We start from the raw sequence: 19588 nt of genomic DNA, 5'->3' as shown, positions 1-19588 counted from the left end.
AAAAGGACGAATCATATTCGTCCTTTTCTCATTCTATAAATATTCAATAAAGCGTATTTTTAATGTAGCCCAATTAAGTAAACACGTTATTTAAATACACAATGCGCTCATTGGTTTTTTGATTAAAGCACTTGGTATATTGCAATTGTTGATCTTGGGCACGTAAAGCATCATCCCAATATTGTGACTGCTTTTGATAGGTTTCTTTTTCACTATCCGTCATTTGGTAGACACTTTTTTGGGAAATCACTTTACAGTCCACATCACGCTTTTCAAACCACTCAGTTTGGTCTTGTTGTAGCTGCTGTTTTTGTTCCTCAGTGAAATTGTCCCAAGTTTGGTTCAGACGTTCCACCACTTTGACTTGGTCAGCATCCAATTCCTTCTTACGAATATTCATGGCTTTCTGTGCCAGTTCCATCTGCGCAACTTCTTGCTCATTATATTGTTTTATATTCTTTTGTATTTCTGCATTTTCTTTTTCATATGCCGCAAACTGAACCGCATGCTGCGTCACCAACACTACACCATCAATCACGCCATTTTGATTGGGTACATTCAGGCTAATGCCTTCTTTATCCGTTTTAATGATGTTATAGCTAAATGCACCTTGTAGCTGATCATTGTCTAAGTTGAGTGAATATTCACCCTCTTCTAAGACATCACGCAAAGTACTTTGATAACCGTCCTCACACTCTTCACATGGACGCGCTAAAAACGCATTTTCAGCACGTTTCTGTAACCCTTTCGGGAAAATCACCACCAACTGGCTTTCGCAGTCCAATTGCTTCGCTGTATCAGGTTTTTCTGTAGTTGTTGAAATCCCTTTAATTTCAAAGCGAATACCGTTATTAATCTGCGTTAATAATTTTTCATCGGCCTCATATTCACGGCTATCACGCAGACGACGGTCTAGGGCTTTTAAGTATTCAGCTTTTAAATGCGCTTGAATTTGTTCGACATTGGCAGGAGCCGTACAACTCCAATCTGACATTTCTTGTGGTTCAGCAACCGTTTCTGCTTTATTCTCGGTTCGGTTACAAGCACTTAAAAATAAACTGCTCAAGATTAAACTGGCAAAAATTGTTTTCTTCATCATTGTTATAAAACCATAAGGCTGTTGTTTTTCGCAGCGTATTTAACCAAAAAATAAGCTTTTATGCGAGTAGCTATATAAAAGAACCCTGCCGTAGCAGGGTTAAAACATCGCTTAATTAACCTTTTCAACACCACGATCATCCACTTCACGCACCACACCAGAGTCTGTATTTAAAACCTCAAACTCGATACGGCGGTTTTTAAACTTACCTTCATCGGTTTGATTGTCTGCAATTGGCTTTTCTTGGCCATAACCAATCGCTCGCAACTGCGCAGGATCGACGCCTTTAAAAATTAAATAATCCACCACCGCCTGCGCTCGATTTTGCGACAAAGTTTTATTGACTGCCGCATCTCCCGTTGCATCTGTATGCCCCATCACGGTCAGTTTGACTTGAGGTGCTTTTTGCATCAGTGCCGCGGCCTGATCCAAAATCGACTTATTGACATCAGGTATCGCCGATGAAGCTGTATCAAAGTTAATAATTTGCAAATTCAATGCCGTGGCAACGTCTAATGCTCGAACTTGCTCAGGATTAATTTCTGCCAGTGCACGCTCAGCATCACTAATACTGGTATCCACGGCACGGCTGACATCCAGTGCTTGCTGAGTCACAACTGTCATATTACGCAGTAAAGGTTTAATTTGATCTGCCACTTTAAGTGCATTGGCTGGATCTTGTGATTGAATCGATAACTGATTGCCAAACCATGTTAAATTTACATTTGGCACACCTTTCAATGCACTGATTACACTGGGTATCGCATCTTGGTCGATAAATTCAGTGTGATACATACTCTGCATATCTGCACCACAGCCGATGCTGTTATTAAAAATTTGCTTTACTTCTTTTTGTAAAATTTCAACATAAGCTGCATTGGCTGAGAAAATTTGGCAAGTGACCAAGTCTCCTGTTGCCCCTGTGGTGATTTGAAATTTAGCAGGTTGGCTGGCATTCACATTTGCAACTGGTGCTGTTTCAGTCGTGGCTTTTTCGGTACAGGCCCTAAAAATAAAAGCAAACAATGCCGCAAAAATAATTAAAGCCAAAATTGGCAGTAAAAATGACCGTTTCTCATCTACTTTTGTGGCATGTACACTTGCAGGTGCGACATGTGTAGCCTGTCCTTGTAAGGTATTTACCCCTAATCCAGCCAGTAACGCGCTTGCCCACTCAGGTAACGCACGACTAATGGAATCTGTGTTGACCTGTAGTAAATGAGAAATCGCTTCAGGTTCTGAAGAGCCTGCCTCTGTGGCTAAAAATGCTAATGCAGGTGTAATCGAACGGCTCAAGGTACTTTCAATTTCATCTGCGGGTGCTGCCCCGCGAACATGCTCCAAAAACTGTTGCTTGAGACTGACATTCGAGGCAAAAGCATCATTGAGACGTGGATTCAACTGCTGCTGAAATGCAGGAATCAGTTCAGATTTTGACTTTAATATAGACAGTAAAATTGGTAAAAAGGATTGAATTGCTTGATTTTTTTCAAGTAAATGTTGTGTATCACCCTCTAAAACAATTGCAGAGACATTTTGTTTTAGTAAATCCATAAAATCGACATTCATGAAGTCTTACCCCACTTTTTCTCATTGTTTTCATCGTCATTTTTCAGTTTATCTGTTCATTTTTTATACTTTGTAAAATATTGTATTTGCATCAGTTTTACCTAGGCCCAATAAAAAAGCCAGCCGAAGCTGACTTTTTAATCCACGTTTAAGGTAATATTTAAGCTGCAAAAGTTTTTATAACTTTTCCTTTCACCACTTGATTGATCAAAGGTGTATTTTTACCTTGTGACAAAATATTGTCTTTATTCACAATCCAGTCTAACTCAGGATCAACCAACACCCAGCCAGCTTCAACAGACCAACGTTCAAGCATATTGGCTACCGTGGCAGGTGCAATCGTGACTTTTTCGACCCATTCCAAAGGGCTGAATAAACCTTCACGTACCAATTGCACACCAAAAGCTACATAGGTATCAAAAGCGGTAATGCCCGGCTGTGTTTCAGCAAATGGTGCTAGCTTTGCAGAGCTGCTCAGCGGTTCATGATGCGTACAAATCGCATCAATCACGCCACTTTTCACGCCTTGGCGCAGGAGCTCTTTATCCGACTCAGCACGTAACGGCGGACGGACGTGTGCAAGTGAGTTGAAGCCATCAATCAGCTGATCTGTTAAATGCAACTGATGCATTGCCACATCACATGTGACTGGCAGGCCTTTATCTTTAGCGATTTTGATCAAATCGACAGAAGCGCCTGTAGACAATAAGCCAAAGTGAGCACGAACACCCGTCGCTTCAATCATTAGCAAATACTTGGCAATGGCAATGGTTTCAGCAATCGCAGGGATGGTTGGTAAGCCCTGACGCGATGCCACAAAGCCCTCATGGACACAGCCATCTTTGGCAATTTGCGGTTCTTCTGCATAAAACACCACCGTCATGCCAAGGCCAGCTGCGTATTCTAAAGTGCGCAGCACCACATCATCGTCTGCAAAAGGCGCATTGGCATTTGAAACGGCTGTACAACCACCCTTTTTGAGACCCGCCATATTTGCAGGTTGCTTACCTTGTAAGCCTTGGGTTTGAGCACCAATCACTTCCAGATAAATGCCGCCATCCAGCATCGCTTTTTCCATCAAACCATGAATCAAAGCACCATTGTCTTGCACAATCGGTTTTGAGTCTGGCGGTGTAAACACATGCAAAATACCATTTTCACGCGCAGCACGACCTTCTGATTTTAATGTCCCGTGCTGCTGCTGACCTGGCTCACGTAGGCGTGCACATAAGTCCACCATGGTTGGCATCAACCACTTGCCTTGGCCATCAATTGTTTCAGTGACATTGGCTGTTTCAGCAACCAACTTGCCATTTTCGATATACACCGTTTGAACCGCATCTGTTCGATGAATTGGGTCAAGAACACGTACATTTTCAATTTTTACAACAGTCATGACTTATTCCTTATACCGCAATCGCGTCTAACAAACCTTGCTCTTGTAGTTGACCTTGCATTGCAAGCGCCAAAACTGCCATACGTACAGCAATCCCGTTGGTCACCTGATTTAAAATCACAGACTGTGGACCATCGGCAATACTGGAATCAATCTCTACACCACGGTTCATTGGCCCCGGATGCATCACGATGCAATCAGGTTTTGCCATTGCCAGACGTTCTTTGTTTAAACCGTACATTTTGTAGAATTCAGCTTGAGATGACAGCGCAGGCGAATCAATACGTTCATTTTGAATGCGTAAGGTAATAATCACGTCGCAGTCTTGAATCCCTGCTTCCATGTTATTAAATAAACGCACACCTTCACCGTATTCATCAAAGCCGTATGGCAGCAATGTGTTCGGTGCAATTACACGAATGTCTTTACACCCCAGTGTTTGTAATGCAGCAACATCTGAACGCGCCACGCGAGAGTGTTTAATATCACCAATGATAGCAATTGAAATATCTTCAAATTTCTTTTTGGTTTCACGGCGAATGGTCAGCATGTCCAACATAGCTTGTGTTGGATGTGCATGACGGCCATCACCTGCATTGATAATTGCAACATGCGGACAAACGGTTTGGGCAATGAAATGTGCAGCACCCGAGGAAGAGTGACGTACCACAAAAATATCCGCTGCCATCGCTTCTAAGTTCCACAAGGTGTCTCTGAGTGTCTCACCTTTGGAAGTACTTGAACGTGCAATATCAATATTTAATACATTTGCAGAGAGACGTTTTGCCGCTGCTTCAAAAGTGGTACGAGTACGGGTTGAATTTTCAAAAAAAAGGTTCATTACCGTTCGACCTTCTAAGAGGTTGTTGGTAATCAGCTGATTTTGGTCATTAAAAAAGGACTGCGCGGTGTCCAATATTTTTGTAAGAGTTTCTTTAGAAAGACCTTCGATGGTGAGGAAGTGCTTGAGATGACCATCTTGGCTGAGTTGAATCTGACTCGGAGTATGCAATGCTGCCAAGTGCATGAGAGATTCCTTGTACGTTAAGTTAACGCATTATACAGATTTTCTTTTTGATTTGGATCTCAGTTTATAACAATTGCCTTAATTATCATCGGCTTCAAAACTAAGATTATGAAATTCTTATCTATTATTTCAACCAGTTAAATTAAACCATTAAAGGCTAAATTACCCAAATTCAGAGTGTGTCAAATTGCTATAAATATCAATTCAATAGAGTTTCTTATCTCATTTATCCTAAGCGGACATTTTAAAAAGCTCTCTTGCGAGAGCGATCTAACTTCAGCGATTCTTATCGTAAAGCGCCAATATAGTGATGTGACACCTGGGCACGGTAGATTTCTTCTTCAGTGGCATCTAATTCATGTCGTGTCGTGTCGACCTGTTTAGGTTTTTCGATCACGGCTGCTTCTTCATAGTTAAAAACATCCATGACAATGTCTAAACGACTCACCAATCGAATCAGTTCAGCATCTTCTGTACTTAAAGCAAGCTCTGCCATCTGACGTGCATAACTTGGGTTTTCCACCAAATACATCACATCAATTACACGCCCCGATACACGGCGCAAACGTGCATAAAGTAAAGTTGCAATTGAAAAAGCATCAGCATGACTTACAACACCGCGATCTAACTTGGTCGACATATTCATCCCCTTTCAAGTGAAAAATATTTACTGACGATCTATCAAAAATCAGTCAGTAAATTAAACTTGCAAAGATTTAGCAAAATACGTACCAAAAACGTTATTGTTCACATGGTGATTCATTTATTTTAATATTTCCGCTGAGTAGAAGCATATTTAAAAAACCATTCAGAGGCAAAATACGTTAAACTTTAGCGAGTTTATTTTGTTTTATTTTGGTCTCTCAAATTTATGAAAACCGCTTCGCGTTTAAGCAGCTATTGGGTTACGTGTGCCGATGGCTTAGAAACCTTACTCCAAGAAGAATTAGAAGGTTTAGGTGTTCAAAACATTGAACGTTTTCCTGGGCGTTTAGTTTTCAAAGGTACACTGGAACATGCCTATCGCATTTGTATGTGGTCGCGTCTTGCGTCGCGTGTACTCACACCAATTCATGTCCATGAGCTGGAATTTAGCCATGACGCACGTGATGTTGCTGAAGAGCTCTACGAAGGTGCAATTAACTTTGATTGGTCGCTGATTTTTGCACCACAAAGCACCTTCGCCGTACGTTTACATATTGAACGTGAAATTAAGGTGAACAGCCAGTTTGCAACCTTACGTGTGAAAGACGGTATCGTCGATTCATTCATGGAAGCTGTGGGTAAGCGTCCAAGTATTGATATTAAGCAACCTGAAATTACCATTTATGCACTCGCAGGCAAAACTGAACACACTTACTGTTTAGACTTATCTGGTGATTCACTGCATAAACGTGGCTACCGTCGTTATATGACCGATGCCCCAATTAAAGAAAACTTAGCCGCTGCGATTTTACAAAAAGCCAAGCTCCTTACAAAAAGACCCGATATTTTCCTTGACCCAATGTGTGGTTCTGGGACGTTCATTATTGAAGCATTGATGATGCTGACTGACCGCGCACCTGGTTTAGTTCGTCGTTTCGGTTTCAATGGCTGGAATGGCCATGATCATGATCTGTGGATGAGCATTAAAGCGGAAGCTGCTGAACGTCATCAAACAGCCTTGGAACAACCGCTCCCTAAGTTCTACGCATTTGACGCAGACTGGGAAGCAGTAAAAGCCACCAAGCAAAATATTATTGCTGCTGGTTTTGAACGTGTACTTGACCAGATCCAAATCGAAGAACGGACTTTGGCGGACTGGCCAAACTTTGAAGCCGAAGGAAAAACAGCCTTTATTGTGACCAACCCACCTTATGGTGAGCGTTTGGGTGATAAAGCCTCAAACCGTGCTTTATATTTAGGCTTATCTGCTTTGCTGCAAAAGAACTTCCCAAATCAAACCGCAGCCGTTATCGCCGCAGCCGTCGAGCAAGCCGATGTATTGGCGCTGAATGACCCGCAAACCATGCGTTTGATGAATGGTAAACTGCCAATTTACGTACGTTCAGGTTCAGTTAAGCCAGTTGCAGTGATCAAGCCGTTCTTGGAAACATGGCAGCCGCAACAGTTTGAAGCAATTGAAGGCGCTGAAGACTTTGCTAACCGTTTACAAAAGAACATGCAGACCTTAAAGAAATGGGCAGTAAAAGAAAACATTCACTGTTTACGTTTATATGATGCCGATCTTCCTGACTTTAACGTCGCAGTCGATTTGTATGGCGAACGCTTACATGTCCAAGAATATGCGCCACCGAAAAAAATCGATCCTGAAAAAGCCAAAAAGCGTTTCAATCTTGCTTTACAGGCGATTCGTGCGGTGACAGGTTTAGGCCGTGATGCGATCTTTATCAAAACGCGTGCTCGCCAAGAAGGTAAAACTCAATATACTAAGCAAAGTACTGCTTCTAAGCGTTTTATCGTGCAGGAAGGTAAAGCGAAAATCTTGGTCAATCTAACCGATTACTTAGATACCGGCTTGTTCTTAGACCATCGTCAAATGCGTTTACGCATTGCACAAGAAGCGCGTGGTAAGCACTTCTTAAACCTATATAGCTATACCTCTACAGCCAGCTTACATGCAGCTTTAGGCGGTGCAGCAAGCACCACCAGCGTCGATCTTTCAAATACTTATTTGAACTGGTCTAAAGAGAACTTCGTCTTGAACGGCTTAACAGTCGATCATGCTGATGAACAACATCAGTTCTTTGCCAGCGACTGTTTTGAGTGGTTAAAAGAAGGTCATGAACAGTATGAGCTGATTTTTATTGACCCACCGACTTTCTCAAACTCGAAGAAGTTCTACGGTACCTTTGATGTACAACGCGACCATTTATCATTGCTTAAACGTGCAATGAACCGTTTAACCACGGATGGTACTTTGTACTTCTCGAACAACTACCGTGGTTTTGAAATGGACGAAGAAATTTTGGCGTTCTTTGATGTCGAAGAAATTACCAATGAAACTATTGGGCCAGATTTCAAGCGCAATCAAAAAATCCACCGTGCGTGGAAAATTACCCACCCAAAAAATTAATGCACTGAAGATGAAATATCAGTAGGTCTTTCATCTTCGCTAAATTTGTATTAGACAATTTTCAGATATAAAAAAGGGACGAAATACGTCCCTTTTTATATGCTACACCATCATATTTTGCATTATTCAGTCAGGAAATTGGTTTGCCCATACTTGTACTCAACTGACATTTTCATGATATCGCCCTCACGCTTCACCTGTCCAGAATTCTGCATCGCCGAAAGCAAGCTTTCGATCTCTTGTGGAGACATGCTGATGCCACCTTTTTGCAAATAATTATTCATGATGCGCGAGATTATATTTTTATCAAACTGAACATCTGCTTTATATTCCACTAAACTTGGCATCATTTTGACCATACCCATCACGGTCGATTGATGACTCGGCATAATCCGTCCCGTTATACTCGCCTGAGTAACGCCATCCCCGATAGCAAACTGATTGTCTTTGGATTCGAAACGAAACCCTTCATTGATCACTGCCAATAGAGCAGGCTCCATATCTTTTTCCATGGCCTCTTTTGCCAAACAACTGTTTTCACTTTTCGCCAAAATATCAAACAGCGTCTGTAATTTCTGTCGGTTTACATCAAGCACATTAAAATTAAACTGTACGTTTTGGACTGCTGGTGCTGAAGGCATTTGCATTTCATCTAGACGCAACAACATTTCAGTGTTTACAACTCGGTCTGTCAGCTCACTTTGTGTTTCTATGCTAAAATTCTTCAGTTCGGCATTGGTAGGTTTATTGATATCTCGATCTGACATTTTCAGCAGATCCATCTTAATTTTGGTTTCACCCGCCTCAAGATATTCACCATTCAGCCCTTGGTTACTTTCTAGCTTTAGCCCCACCATTTGCAAATGTATATTTGGATCGGTGACTGTTAAATTCGGAATTTCAAGCTGTAAATCCAGTATCTTTAACTGTTGTTCGATCGGTTTTGCACGAAACTTTAATGTCATCGGGTCTAATCTAGACTGGAGTTGAGCTTCATTGCGGGTAATCACTGGCGTAGTCAAGGTACTATTCAAAGTACCCAACCAATTCACTTTGCTTTGTACTTTAAGTGGTTCCTTCAACAAAGACTGAAGTGCACCGGGTGCCTGAGTAATGTTAATATCTGAACGAATCGCATATCCATTCCAACTCCGTTGAATATGATCCTGCCCCTTCAATTGGATCACTTCTTTCGGTTTGCATGGGTCTAGCACTAATTCAGCGGTCCAGTTCGCACTGCCGTTTAAAGCCCCCATGTGAAATTGTTGATATTGCAACTTTAAATCATTCGACTGTTTGGTGCTGTGTTGATAATAAGCCTTCAAACTTTTATCCGCATAAAGATTCCCCCCTACTGCGACCACAGCAAGCGTAAGTACGCCTCCAATACCCCACTTCAATTGAGTCATTTCTTCTATCTCAAGTTGTTTGTTTTTTATTAAAATAAATTATAAAGAGAATCTTTAAATAAAGATAATTGTTTTGCAAATAAATCACTTAGATGCAACACCCATCACATAAACGTGAAAACTTACGTCACATTTTTGCTTAAAAGTGTCATCTTTTAACATTTCTATCACGCAATAAAAAACCCAGCCGAAGCTGGGTTTTTTAGTTTCAATGAACCGTTTAAATGATTAACTCATTTTCACTTTGTCAAAGCTCAACTGACCATCTTGTGCAGTGATCATAATATTGTCTCCAGCTACATAGTAACCAGACAATATTTTTTGCGCTAAGTTGTTTTCAACCTGTTGTTGGATGGCACGTTTCAATGGGCGTGCACCGTATACAGGATCAAAACCAGCGTCAATCAATAAGTCAAAGGCTTGATCATCCACCGTTAAGCGCATATCTTTTTCAACCAAACGATCACGTAAACGATCCAATTGGATATCAGCAATACCACGAATTTGCGCTTTTTTGAGTGAATGGAAGACCACTAACTCATCAATACGGTTGATAAACTCTGGACGGAAATGTTGCGTCACGGCATTCATCACCACTGCTCGAACTTCTTCATCCAAAGGATTATCACCCAACTCACGCACATCACTCGAACCTAAGTTCGATGTCATGACGATTACGGTATTTTTAAAGTCAACCACGCGACCTTGCGAATCCGTTAGGCGACCATCATCCAACACTTGGAGCAAGATGTTAAACACATCGGGATGTGCTTTTTCTACTTCATCGAACAGTACGACACTATACGGTTTACGGCGTACAGCTTCGGTTAGCACACCACCTTCTTCGTAGCCGACATAACCGGGAGGCGCACCCACCAAACGGCTGACAGAGTGTTTTTCCATAAACTCGGACATATCGATACGAATCATGGCATCGTCACTATCAAACAAAAAGTTTGCCAGTGCTTTGGTCAACTCTGTTTTACCAACACCAGTTGGACCCAAGAATAAGAACGAGCCGCTTGGTCGGTTCGGATCAGACAAGCCCGCACGCGAACGACGAACCGCATTTGAAACTGCAACCACAGCATCATCCTGCCCAACAACACGGTTATGTAAGAACTCTTCCATATGGAGAAGTTTCTCACGTTCACCTTGCATCATTTTAGCCACTGGAATGCCCGTAGCAGCACTAACGACTTCTGCAATTTCATTGTCAGTGACTTTGTTGCGCAGTAGTTTTGGCTCTTCTTTTTCCTCAACGACTTCTTCTTCATTGAGACGTTTTTCCAGCTCTGGAATTACACCATACTGAAGACGCGACATTTCACCCAAGTCATTTTCACGCTGCGCTTTTTGCAACGCAATACGAGCCTGATCTAATTCAGCTTGAACTTGTTTGGTGCCTTCAACTAAGGTTTTTTCAGCTTTCCAAACCTCTTCTAGATCATTGTATTCGTGTTGAACTTCGCTAATTTGCTTTTCAAGATGAGCGACTTCAGCACGACTACCAGCATCTTCATCTTTTTTCACTGCTTCAAGTTGCAGTTTCAATTGAATCAAACGACGTTCAAGTTTATCCAAAGCTTCTGGCTTAGAGTCCAGCTCCATTTTGATACGAGAAGCCGCTTCATCAATCAAATCAATCGCTTTATCAGGCAATTGACGGTCGGTGATGTAACGATGCGACATTTTCGCTGCTGCAATGATGGCAGAGTCTAAAATTTTCACACCATGGTGCACTTCGTAGCGCTCTTTCAACCCACGTAAAATCGCAATAGTGTCTTCCACACTCGGCTCATCGACCAATACTTTTTGGAAGCGACGCTCTAGCGCAGCATCTTTCTCAATGTACTGACGATATTCATCTAATGTGGTTGCACCAACACAGCGTAACTCACCACGTGCCAGAGCAGGTTTTAGCATATTGCCTGCATCCATCGCACCATCGCCTTTACCTGCGCCCACCAGTGTGTGTAATTCATCGATGAACAAAATGACTTCACCATCTTGTTTAGACAAATCTTTCAGTACTGCTTTTAAGCGCTCTTCAAACTCGCCGCGGTATTTGGCACCCGCAAGCAAAGAACCCAAATCTAAAGATAAAACACGTTTACCTTGTAAGCTTTCAGGCACTTCACGGTTAATAATCCGCTGTGCTAAGCCCTCAACAATGGCTGTTTTACCCACCCCTGGTTCACCAATCAACACAGGGTTATTTTTGGTACGACGCGACAAAACTTGAATGGTACGACGAATCTCGTCATCACGCCCAATCACAGGATCTAACTTACCTGCAAGTGCGCGTTCAGTTAAATCAATGGTGTATTTATTCAGAGAATCACGTTGATCTTCATGATTGTTGCTCATGACTTTCTCATCACCTCGAATTTTTAAAATGACTTTGCGTAAGCTTTCTGCTTGCACGCCCACGCTGTTGAGTAGCGTTTTAGTTGCCCCCACTTCGGCTAAGGCTTGCATCACCCAATCGGTAGACAAAAACTCATCGCCTGCTTTTTGCGCGAAGCTATCTGCCAAATTCAGCGCTTTGACTGCCTCTGAACTTAAGTTGACGTCCCCTGTAGGATTCGTCAGTGTTGGTGCATCAGCTAGCGCTTGTTTTAATTTGCTTTGTAAAGCAGGTAAATTGGCACCCGCTTGTTGCAACAAACTCAGATTGGAGGTTTCTTCTAACAATGTTGATAAGATATGAATACCTTCAATTGCGGTATGGTCTTTCCCCACTGCAAGTGATTGAGCATCTGAGAGAGCTTGCTGTAAGCGGTTTGTGAATTTTTCAAATCGCATTCTTGTTTTCCTCACAACAAATTTCGAACTTGATGGATATATGGGAACAATTGCTCAAAATTCAATTTAAATTTAATTAATTTTTCTACATTTTAACTTATTTTTCATTAGTTTATCTTAATAATAAACTTATAAGACTCGGTTATAAGATGGGTCTTACCCGCCTTATTTTCAAGCGTCAACCTAGATTATTTATGTATTAAAGACCACGACGACCTATCAATCAGTGACAACCCAAATCATTTGATCAATTATTAATCAAACAAGCAACGCATTTTTCTATTTATTCGTGTGATGAATTGTGTCCCAGTTTACGGAATCAAAACAAAAGCGTGAAGCATGAAAAAGGCCGATCACTAGATCAGCCTCAAATGACTTAAAAGTCAGCTTTTAATTTGCTTCAATAATCTCAAAATCATGGGTGATTTCAACCCCACCATCCATCAACATTTTGCTCGCAGAACAGTACTTTTCTGCCGATAATTCCACGGCTTTTGCGACTTGCTTTTCCTTCACCGCATGACCCGTAATCACGAAATGTAAGTGGATTTTTGTGAACACTGCAGGGATGCTATCTGCCCGCTCTGCCTTGAGTTCACAGCGTACATCGGTAATTTCTTGGCGTGATTTTTTAAGTATGGTCACGATGTCAAAAGAGGCGCAACCACCCAGTCCCGTCAGGATCAATTCCATTGGTCTTGGACCACGATTTTCACCCCCATATTCTGGCGATCCATCCATGATAACACTGTGACCACTTTGAGTTTTTGCTTCGAAAGCAACATTCTCTAACCAATGAACAGTTGTTTGCATTGCAAGTACCTAAAAAAAGCTATAGATTGACGAAGTGACTGTACACTAACATAAATTGAGTTGATAAGGAATTTCAGCTCTGACTGTGTGACAAGTTCACCCTAGGTCTGTGCGATCTATATTTTATCCATTTTCGGAACCGTTAGCATGACTTCAAGCTTTTCACAATTAAGCACTGATGCGCTGTCTCCAGGTCAACTCCCCGAGTCAGTCAAAGCATTATTAAAACGCGCATATATTAATCGTTATCCTAAGCGTACCACCATCGTAGATGCAGGCTCAGAATCTAAATCTTTATATTTGATTTTAAAAGGTTCGGTCTCCATTATTCTGCGTGAAGACGATGAACGTGAAATCGTGGTCGCTTATTTAAATGCGGGTGATTTTTTTGGGGAAATGGGTCTATTCGAAGCAAACTCACAACGTACTGCAGAAGTGCGTACCCGTGATGTCTGCGAAATTGCTGAAGTGACTTATGAAAACTTCCATGAACTCAGCAAACAATACCCTGACCTGAGCTATGCAGTATTTGCACAGCTAGTTCGCCGTTTAAAAAATACCACTCGTAAAGTGACTGACCTTGCATTTATCGATGTTTCAGGTCGTATTGCACGTTGCCTAATCGACTTATCTTCGCAACCTGAAGCGATGATTTTACCAAATGGCCGCCAAATTCGTATTACGCGTCAAGAGATTGGACGTATTGTCGGTTGTTCACGTGAAATGGTTGGTCGTGTTTTGAAAACACTCGAAGAGCAAGGCATGATCGAAACTGATGGTAAAGCCATCTTAATTTTTGATGCCTCTTTAGAAGAGTCAAAAGCGAATGCTGATGACTATGAAGACGAAGAATAAGACTTTTCTTCGTAGCTGATACAGCCAAAAGCAAATCTTAGGATTTGCTTTTTTTATGTCTTTAAATCTATTGCTGTTTTCACAAAATCCTACTTTGACAAAATCATGACAAACTTTGTAAAAATAGTGATTTAACCTACTGGGCATAACTGTGTAACCTAATTCGACCGAAAAAACGCAGCCCATAAAAGGAAATGTTGAATGCAATTTAAACCCTTAGCCAATACAGGCATTTTGGTTCCTGAAATTTGTCTCGGTACCATGACCTTTGGTGAACAAAACACTCAAGCTCAAGCCTTTGAACAACTTGATTATGCCTTAGCGCAAGGCATTAACTTTTGGGACACTGCGGAAATGTACCCTGTTCCTCCAAAACCTGAAACCCAAGGTGCAACCGAAAGTATTATTGGCCAATGGATTGCCCAACGCGGCGGTCGGGACAAGTTATTTCTAGCCTCTAAAATTGCAGGGCCATCGCAAGGTGGTAGTCATATCCGTGATGGACAGACTCGTTTTAATGCAAGTGACATTTCTTCGGCTCTAGATGGCAACCTAAAGCGTTTACAGACCGATTATATCGATTTATATCAGCTACACTGGCCACAACGTCCAACCAACTTTTTCGGCAAATTAGGCTATGAAAACAGTGAAGCTCATAACACGCAAACCGTGACCTCTTTGCAAGAAACACTACAAGCACTAGAAGCAGAGATTCAAAAAGGGCGTATTCGTTATATTGGCTTATCTAATGAGACACCTTGGGGCACCATGAAGTTTCTACAAATTGCAGAACAGCTTGGTCTATCTAAATTTGTCAGTGTGCAGAACCCATATAGCCTATTGAACCGTACTTATGAAATTGGTATGTCAGAAATTGCGAAATATGAAGGCGTTGGTTTACTCGCTTACTCCCCACTCGCTTTTGGCTATCTCACAGGTAAATTCCGTAATGGTGCACGCCCAGCGAATGCTCGCGTGACACTTTTCAGCCGCTTTAGTCGTTACAGCAACCCAGAGAGTGAATGGGCAACAGAACAGTATGCACAACTGGCTGAACGTCATGGTTTAACGCCGACACAACTGGCTTTAGCCTTTATCAAGCAGCAATTTTTTGTGACCAGTACGATTATTGGGGCGACCAACTTAGACCAGTTGAAAGAAAATATTCAAGCCTTTGAGATTGATTTATCCGAAGATGTTTTACAGGGTATTCAAGCTATTCATCAGCAACAACCTAATCCTGCACCATAGATATTTCTTAATTAGCTATTCAGGTGAAGCACTACTTCACCTGTCACAAATAGTTGATGATTTTCAAAATCATCAACAGATAGTAAAAAAGGACGCCTTAGCGTCCTTTTTTATTCAAAACAAATTAACGTCTTTGATTATAAACCGCTTGAGCAGCGGCTAAGTTCTTACGCATTGCTTCAATACGCTGACTATTTGATGGGTGCGTCGACAGGAATGAAGAGCCGCCTGCTCCATCAAGCTTATTCATTTTTTCCCACAGACTAATTGCGGCTTGAGGGTTATAGCCTGCTTTAGCCATCAACATTAAGCCACCTTGGTCTGCACGACTTTCTAGGCTACGTGAGTAAGGCAAACCAATACCAATTTGACTACCTAGCTGCGCTGCTGCTGAACCCGTTTGACCTACACCTGCTGCACTTAGACCAATTCCCAAGGCCAAATCCGTTAATGCCTGAGCACCCACTTTACTCTTCGAGTGTTCTTCCAAAGCATGGACCATCTCATGTCCCATCACCGCTGCAATTTCAGCATCAGTTAGGTTCAATTTATCTACAATACCTGTGTAGAACACCACCTTACCACCAGGTGCAACATAGGCGTTGACCTGATTTGACTTAAGTACTGCCAACTGCCAGTCAAATTTCGTTCCAGTTTGATTCATTTGATCGGCATATGGCTTCAAGCGATTGAATACACCATAAATACGCTTATAGGTCGTAGATGAGGTATCTAAGGTCTTTGTGCTTCGCGCTTCATTCACTGTTTTGTTGAAGCCTTGGGTTGCTGCTGCATTTAATGTTGCAGTGTCTGCACCTGCCACTTCCGCAAAAGTTGCACAACCTGAAATTGTAACCACACTTGCTGCACACAAACTCATTAATATTTTATTTTTCATTATTGCTTAACTCCATCCATCTCAAAGCATTTTACATAATGTGCTGAATTATATTGAATAGATTTAAAGTGTTAAATATCATCACCGCGTTTTATCATAGCAATTATGTAAAAACATCTTCACAATTAAGTACAATAAGCCAAATTTCAGCGGTAAAGCTTTATCTACACGCCACCTTAAACCTACTTACATAAACTGAATTAAAAGCCAATAAACCAAACACAGGATATTTAAACCCAAATACAGGTGGCTTAAGGGTTCAATTTTTTCCTCAAGGGTCGCACTTTTACGCTTTGCAAACAGAAATGCATTTTGGAGCAGAATGATCGGCACCAAGATACAAGCAATAATCACAGACAATCCAATGAGCGCACTATAAATCACGTCTGGATCGGTGGTTTGCCCTTGAATAATCATCATCGCGATTGTTGGCGCACCACCCATAGCAAAAAGTAGTGAGTAAAAAATAGTTCCCGCGATATTCTTTTGCATCCTGCCTGCTCATCTGTTTATTATGCATTTTATTCTAACAAGCACTTATACATTATGTCGTGCTTATTCATGCAACTTTAGTCGGGAAAATCATTCCAGCTCAGTAGCTTAAATCAATACCTATCAAGCTCATGTACAAATGTATCGCACAAATAAAAAACCCTGTACGAGACAGGGTTTTTTACTCAATGCTTTATCGCTTAAGCGTCAAATGGATGACGCAAAACAATCGTTTCTTCACGGTCTGGACCTGTAGAAATGATATCGATTGGGCATTCGATTAATTGTTCAATGCGTTTTACATAGTTGATCGCCGCTTGTGGCAATTGATCCATTGATTTCGCACCAAAGGTAGACTCAGACCAACCCGGCATCGTTTCGTAAATTGGTTTTAAAGTTTCAAATGCAAGCGCATCAGAAGAACCAACACAACCAGAATCAGCAGCTTCGTAACCTATGCAGATTTTCACTTCTTCTAAACCGTCAAGAACATCAAGTTTAGTTAAGCAAATACCTGAAAGTGAGTTTACGTCTACAGAACGACGAAGGATTTCAGCATCGAACCAACCACAACGACGTTGACGACCTGTAGAAGCGCCAAATTCAGAACCTACAGTCCCTAAGTGCTTACCAATAGCATCACCTACGTCATTTGCAGCGTCATAAACCAACTCAGTTGGGAACGGACCTGCACCTACACGTGTTGTATATGCTTTGGTAATACCCAATACATAGTCAAGATGTAATGGACCCAAACCAGAACCTGAGCTTACGCCACCAGCAGTCGTGTTTGAAGAAGTTACATACGGATATGTACCATGGTCAACATCTAGAAGTGAACCTTGAGCACCTTCAAACATGATATTATCACCGTTTTTACGGTAATTATGCAGCTCTGTAGTGACATCAATCACAAGTGGTGCAACCACTTCACGCCATTGATCACACAGCGCAAGTACATCTTCTAATTTAACTGCTTCTACGCCGTAGAATTGCGTTAATTGGAAGTTATGGTACTCAAGAAGTTCAGTTAACTGAGCTTTAAGATGCTCGCCACCACGAACCAAGTCTGCAACACGAATTGCACGGCGTGCAACTTTGTCTTCATAGGCAGGGCCAATACCACGACCAGTGGTACCAATTTTCGCATTACCACGCTTGATTTCACGCGCTTGGTCAAGTGCAATATGGTTTGGCAAAATCAGTGGACAGTTCGGAGAAATACGTAGACGTTCTTTAACTGGCACGCCTTCTTTTTCAAGAATGTCCATCTCTTTGATGAGCGCTGCAGGAGAAAGCACCACACCATTACCAATTAAGCACAGTACGTTTTCACGTAAAATACCAGATGGAATGAGGTGTAATACAGTTTTCTTACCACCAACGACAAGTGTATGACCTGCGTTATGTCCGCCTTGATAACGAACGACCGCAGCCGCTTGATCTGTGAGCAGGTCGACGATTTTACCTTTACCTTCGTCGCCCCATTGGGTACCGAGTACCACAACATTCTTGCCCATAATAGCCTCATTGCATCATGCTGTTAAAATTGAAGAACTTCTCAGGTTTTAGCTTACCTGAAGAAGTGATTAAATTTGTTCTACAGTCCATTGACCTGCAACATTCACCAACTGGTGCGTTGCATATGGAAGCGTAGTTAAATCATCCTGCCCCAAAAGTTGAATCACGCTCATGCCTTGAGCACGCGTGTGTTCAATCGCTTGGATCAAATCTGTTTGGGTACCTTTGGGTGCAACCACAAGACTGTTTTGCTGAAAACGACCTGCACTAAGTGCATATAAGTCACAACTAAAGCCCGTTGCTGGACGTGCACGCCCAAAGTGCTCACCAATCCCGTCATAGCGTCCACCTTGTGCCAATGGCGCAGCACGGTTTGGTGCATAAACGGCATACATTAAGCCCGTATGGTAGTGATACGAACGTAGCTCAACCACATCAATACCCATCTGAAGATTTGGCCAACGTGCTTGAATCTCAGATTGTGTGGTTTTTAATGCATCAAAAGCGTGCTTAAATTCTACATCGGCAATAACTTCTGCACTTAAATGCGTTTGCAAGGCAGCTAAGTCACTTGCATAACGACCTAAAGTATAAAAGTCAGCACCAAAGTTTAAATCTTGGGTAAATTCTGCCAATTCTGGCAGAGCTTTACGTTGGTATAAATCAGAGAGTTGACGTTCAGTCGCTTTGTTTAAACCCGCAACCTTCACCATACTACGGAATAAGCCCACATGGCCTAAATCTAAATGGATACCGTCTGCAAAACCTGTTTTTTCAAGCAGGCTGATCATCACATCAATCAGTTCAACATCGGCATCGATGCTGTCTGAACCGAATAGCTCAGCACCTAACTGCAAAGGTGTACGCGTGGTATTAAAGCCTTGTGGTTTGGTATGTAGGACTGTTCCTGCATAGCAATAACGAGCAACGCCTTCAACTGGATGTACATGCGCATCAATACGAGCCACTTGTGGTGTCATATCTGCACGTACACCAAGCAAACGACCAGAAAGCTGATCAATCACTTTAAAAGTGGCTAAGTCTAAATCTTGATTCGATTCTGATAGAGAAGATAACGATTCGATGTATTCAATGAATGGCGTGTACACCAACTGATAACCTCGAGTTGCGAGGAAATCTAATGCTTGACGACGCAAAGTTTCAATCACTTGCGCCTGTTCTGGTAGTACATCAGCTACACCATCAGGTAATAACCATGTCTCTGAAATGGGCATGTTGTAAACCTAAAATCTTGTCTGCGCGGAACGAATCCGCATAAAAAAATCGGGGCACACCCGATTTCTCTTAGTCTATCACGATACAATGTGCTGTGCATTAGACAATTTCGGAAAATTTAATTTATCGCTTCGATGT

General features: G+C 41.8%; 15 protein-coding genes. 3 read left to right on the top strand and 12 right to left on the bottom strand.

All coding sequences use genetic code 11. The features are described 5' to 3' along the window. Positions 1-73: 73 nt before the first annotated feature. The 5 genes from GVX98_RS04815 to GVX98_RS04795 all read right to left on the bottom strand — a co-directional run bounded on the left by GVX98_RS04815 (position 74) and on the right by GVX98_RS04795 (position 5731). A complete protein-coding gene (locus tag GVX98_RS04815; protein WP_159127392.1) occupies positions 74-1099 on the bottom strand; it encodes a DUF1311 domain-containing protein in 1026 nt (341 codons plus the stop codon). A 111-nt stretch (positions 1100-1210) separates the two neighbouring features. Beyond that, the gene (locus GVX98_RS04810) at positions 1211-2668 is read right to left on the bottom strand and encodes an OmpA family protein (RefSeq protein WP_004982295.1); all 1458 of its coding nucleotides are present in this window, start codon (positions 2666-2668) and stop codon (positions 1211-1213) included. Positions 2669-2828: 160 nt separating this feature from the next. Then, positions 2829-4064 (bottom strand): dihydroorotase, encoded by a 1236-nt coding sequence (locus tag GVX98_RS04805; RefSeq protein WP_159127391.1) that lies wholly within the window; start codon positions 4062-4064, stop codon positions 2829-2831. Positions 4065-4074: 10 nt separating this feature from the next. Further along, a complete protein-coding gene (locus tag GVX98_RS04800; RefSeq protein WP_159127390.1) occupies positions 4075-5091 on the bottom strand; it encodes an aspartate carbamoyltransferase catalytic subunit in 1017 nt (338 codons plus the stop codon). Between the two features lie 286 nt (positions 5092-5377). Continuing rightward, positions 5378-5731: a hypothetical protein gene (locus GVX98_RS04795; protein WP_159127389.1), complete on the bottom strand. Its 354-nt coding sequence runs from the start codon at positions 5729-5731 to the stop codon at positions 5378-5380. Positions 5732-5962: 231 nt separating this feature from the next. On the opposite strand from GVX98_RS04795, the gene rlmKL reads away from it, so the two are divergent. Beyond that, complete coding sequence (rlmKL, locus tag GVX98_RS04790) at positions 5963-8167, top strand: bifunctional 23S rRNA (guanine(2069)-N(7))-methyltransferase RlmK/23S rRNA (guanine(2445)-N(2))-methyltransferase RlmL (RefSeq protein ID WP_159127388.1); 2205 nt, start codon at positions 5963-5965, stop codon at positions 8165-8167. A 122-nt stretch (positions 8168-8289) separates the two neighbouring features. Here rlmKL and GVX98_RS04785 read toward each other — a convergent pair whose 3' ends face one another. The 3 genes from GVX98_RS04785 to GVX98_RS04775 form a co-directional block, all read right to left on the bottom strand. After that, positions 8290-9576, bottom strand: coding sequence for a DUF945 family protein (locus tag GVX98_RS04785; RefSeq protein WP_159127387.1), 1287 nt, complete (start codon positions 9574-9576; stop codon positions 8290-8292). 228 nt (positions 9577-9804) lie between these two features. Then, complete coding sequence (clpB, locus tag GVX98_RS04780) at positions 9805-12384, bottom strand: ATP-dependent chaperone ClpB (protein ID WP_159127386.1); 2580 nt, start codon at positions 12382-12384, stop codon at positions 9805-9807. 390 nt (positions 12385-12774) lie between these two features. Continuing rightward, complete coding sequence (locus GVX98_RS04775) at positions 12775-13197, bottom strand: OsmC family protein (RefSeq protein ID WP_004982311.1); 423 nt, start codon at positions 13195-13197, stop codon at positions 12775-12777. Between the two features lie 147 nt (positions 13198-13344). On the opposite strand from GVX98_RS04775, the gene crp reads away from it, so the two are divergent. Both crp and GVX98_RS04765 read left to right on the top strand, forming a co-directional pair. Next, positions 13345-14052 carry a cAMP-activated global transcriptional regulator CRP gene (gene crp / locus GVX98_RS04770; RefSeq protein ID WP_004696183.1) on the top strand — a complete coding sequence of 236 codons (708 nt, stop codon included), beginning with the start codon at positions 13345-13347 and terminating at the stop codon, positions 14050-14052. A 201-nt stretch (positions 14053-14253) separates the two neighbouring features. Next, entirely contained in the window at positions 14254-15303 is a 1050-nt protein-coding gene (locus GVX98_RS04765; protein ID WP_159127385.1) for an NADP(H)-dependent aldo-keto reductase, read from the top strand. A 124-nt stretch (positions 15304-15427) separates the two neighbouring features. Here the strand turns inward: GVX98_RS04765 and GVX98_RS04760 are convergent, their stop codons facing one another. The 4 genes from GVX98_RS04760 to GVX98_RS04745 form a co-directional block, all read right to left on the bottom strand. Next, positions 15428-16201, bottom strand: coding sequence for a M48 family metallopeptidase (locus tag GVX98_RS04760; RefSeq protein WP_004982314.1), 774 nt, complete (start codon positions 16199-16201; stop codon positions 15428-15430). A 186-nt stretch (positions 16202-16387) separates the two neighbouring features. Further along, on the bottom strand, positions 16388-16693 hold the full coding sequence (locus GVX98_RS04755; protein ID WP_004696180.1) for a hypothetical protein: 306 nt from the start codon (positions 16691-16693) through the stop codon (positions 16388-16390). 200 nt (positions 16694-16893) lie between these two features. Further along, complete coding sequence (locus GVX98_RS04750) at positions 16894-18213, bottom strand: adenylosuccinate synthase (RefSeq protein ID WP_004982316.1); 1320 nt, start codon at positions 18211-18213, stop codon at positions 16894-16896. A 69-nt stretch (positions 18214-18282) separates the two neighbouring features. Then, complete coding sequence (locus GVX98_RS04745; RefSeq protein WP_159127384.1) at positions 18283-19449, bottom strand: ATP phosphoribosyltransferase regulatory subunit; 1167 nt, start codon at positions 19447-19449, stop codon at positions 18283-18285. Positions 19450-19588: the final 139 nt, after the last annotated feature.

The sequence above is a fragment of the Acinetobacter sp. 8I-beige genome (assembly GCF_902505955.1).
Classification (GTDB): domain Bacteria; phylum Pseudomonadota; class Gammaproteobacteria; order Pseudomonadales; family Moraxellaceae; genus Acinetobacter; species Acinetobacter johnsonii.
This window is presented reverse-complemented; position numbering and strand designations above follow the sequence as displayed.

Coding starts and splice junctions, on each gene's coding strand:
- GVX98_RS04815 (WP_159127392.1), bottom strand. CDS start 1,099: ATGATGAAGAAAACAATTTTTGCCAGTTTAATCTTGAGCAGTTTATTT.
- GVX98_RS04810 (WP_004982295.1), bottom strand. CDS start 2,668: ATGAATGTCGATTTTATGGATTTACTAAAACAAAATGTCTCTGCAATT.
- GVX98_RS04805 (WP_159127391.1), bottom strand. CDS start 4,064: ATGACTGTTGTAAAAATTGAAAATGTACGTGTTCTTGACCCAATTCAT.
- GVX98_RS04800 (WP_159127390.1), bottom strand. CDS start 5,091: ATGCACTTGGCAGCATTGCATACTCCGAGTCAGATTCAACTCAGCCAA.
- GVX98_RS04795 (WP_159127389.1), bottom strand. CDS start 5,731: ATGTCGACCAAGTTAGATCGCGGTGTTGTAAGTCATGCTGATGCTTTT.
- rlmKL (WP_159127388.1), top strand. CDS start 5,963: ATGAAAACCGCTTCGCGTTTAAGCAGCTATTGGGTTACGTGTGCCGAT.
- GVX98_RS04785 (WP_159127387.1), bottom strand. CDS start 9,576: ATGACTCAATTGAAGTGGGGTATTGGAGGCGTACTTACGCTTGCTGTG.
- clpB (WP_159127386.1), bottom strand. CDS start 12,384: ATGCGATTTGAAAAATTCACAAACCGCTTACAGCAAGCTCTCTCAGAT.
- GVX98_RS04775 (WP_004982311.1), bottom strand. CDS start 13,197: ATGCAAACAACTGTTCATTGGTTAGAGAATGTTGCTTTCGAAGCAAAA.
- crp (WP_004696183.1), top strand. CDS start 13,345: ATGACTTCAAGCTTTTCACAATTAAGCACTGATGCGCTGTCTCCAGGT.
- GVX98_RS04765 (WP_159127385.1), top strand. CDS start 14,254: ATGCAATTTAAACCCTTAGCCAATACAGGCATTTTGGTTCCTGAAATT.
- GVX98_RS04760 (WP_004982314.1), bottom strand. CDS start 16,201: ATGAAAAATAAAATATTAATGAGTTTGTGTGCAGCAAGTGTGGTTACA.
- GVX98_RS04755 (WP_004696180.1), bottom strand. CDS start 16,693: ATGCAAAAGAATATCGCGGGAACTATTTTTTACTCACTACTTTTTGCT.
- GVX98_RS04750 (WP_004982316.1), bottom strand. CDS start 18,213: ATGGGCAAGAATGTTGTGGTACTCGGTACCCAATGGGGCGACGAAGGT.
- GVX98_RS04745 (WP_159127384.1), bottom strand. CDS start 19,449: ATGCCCATTTCAGAGACATGGTTATTACCTGATGGTGTAGCTGATGTA.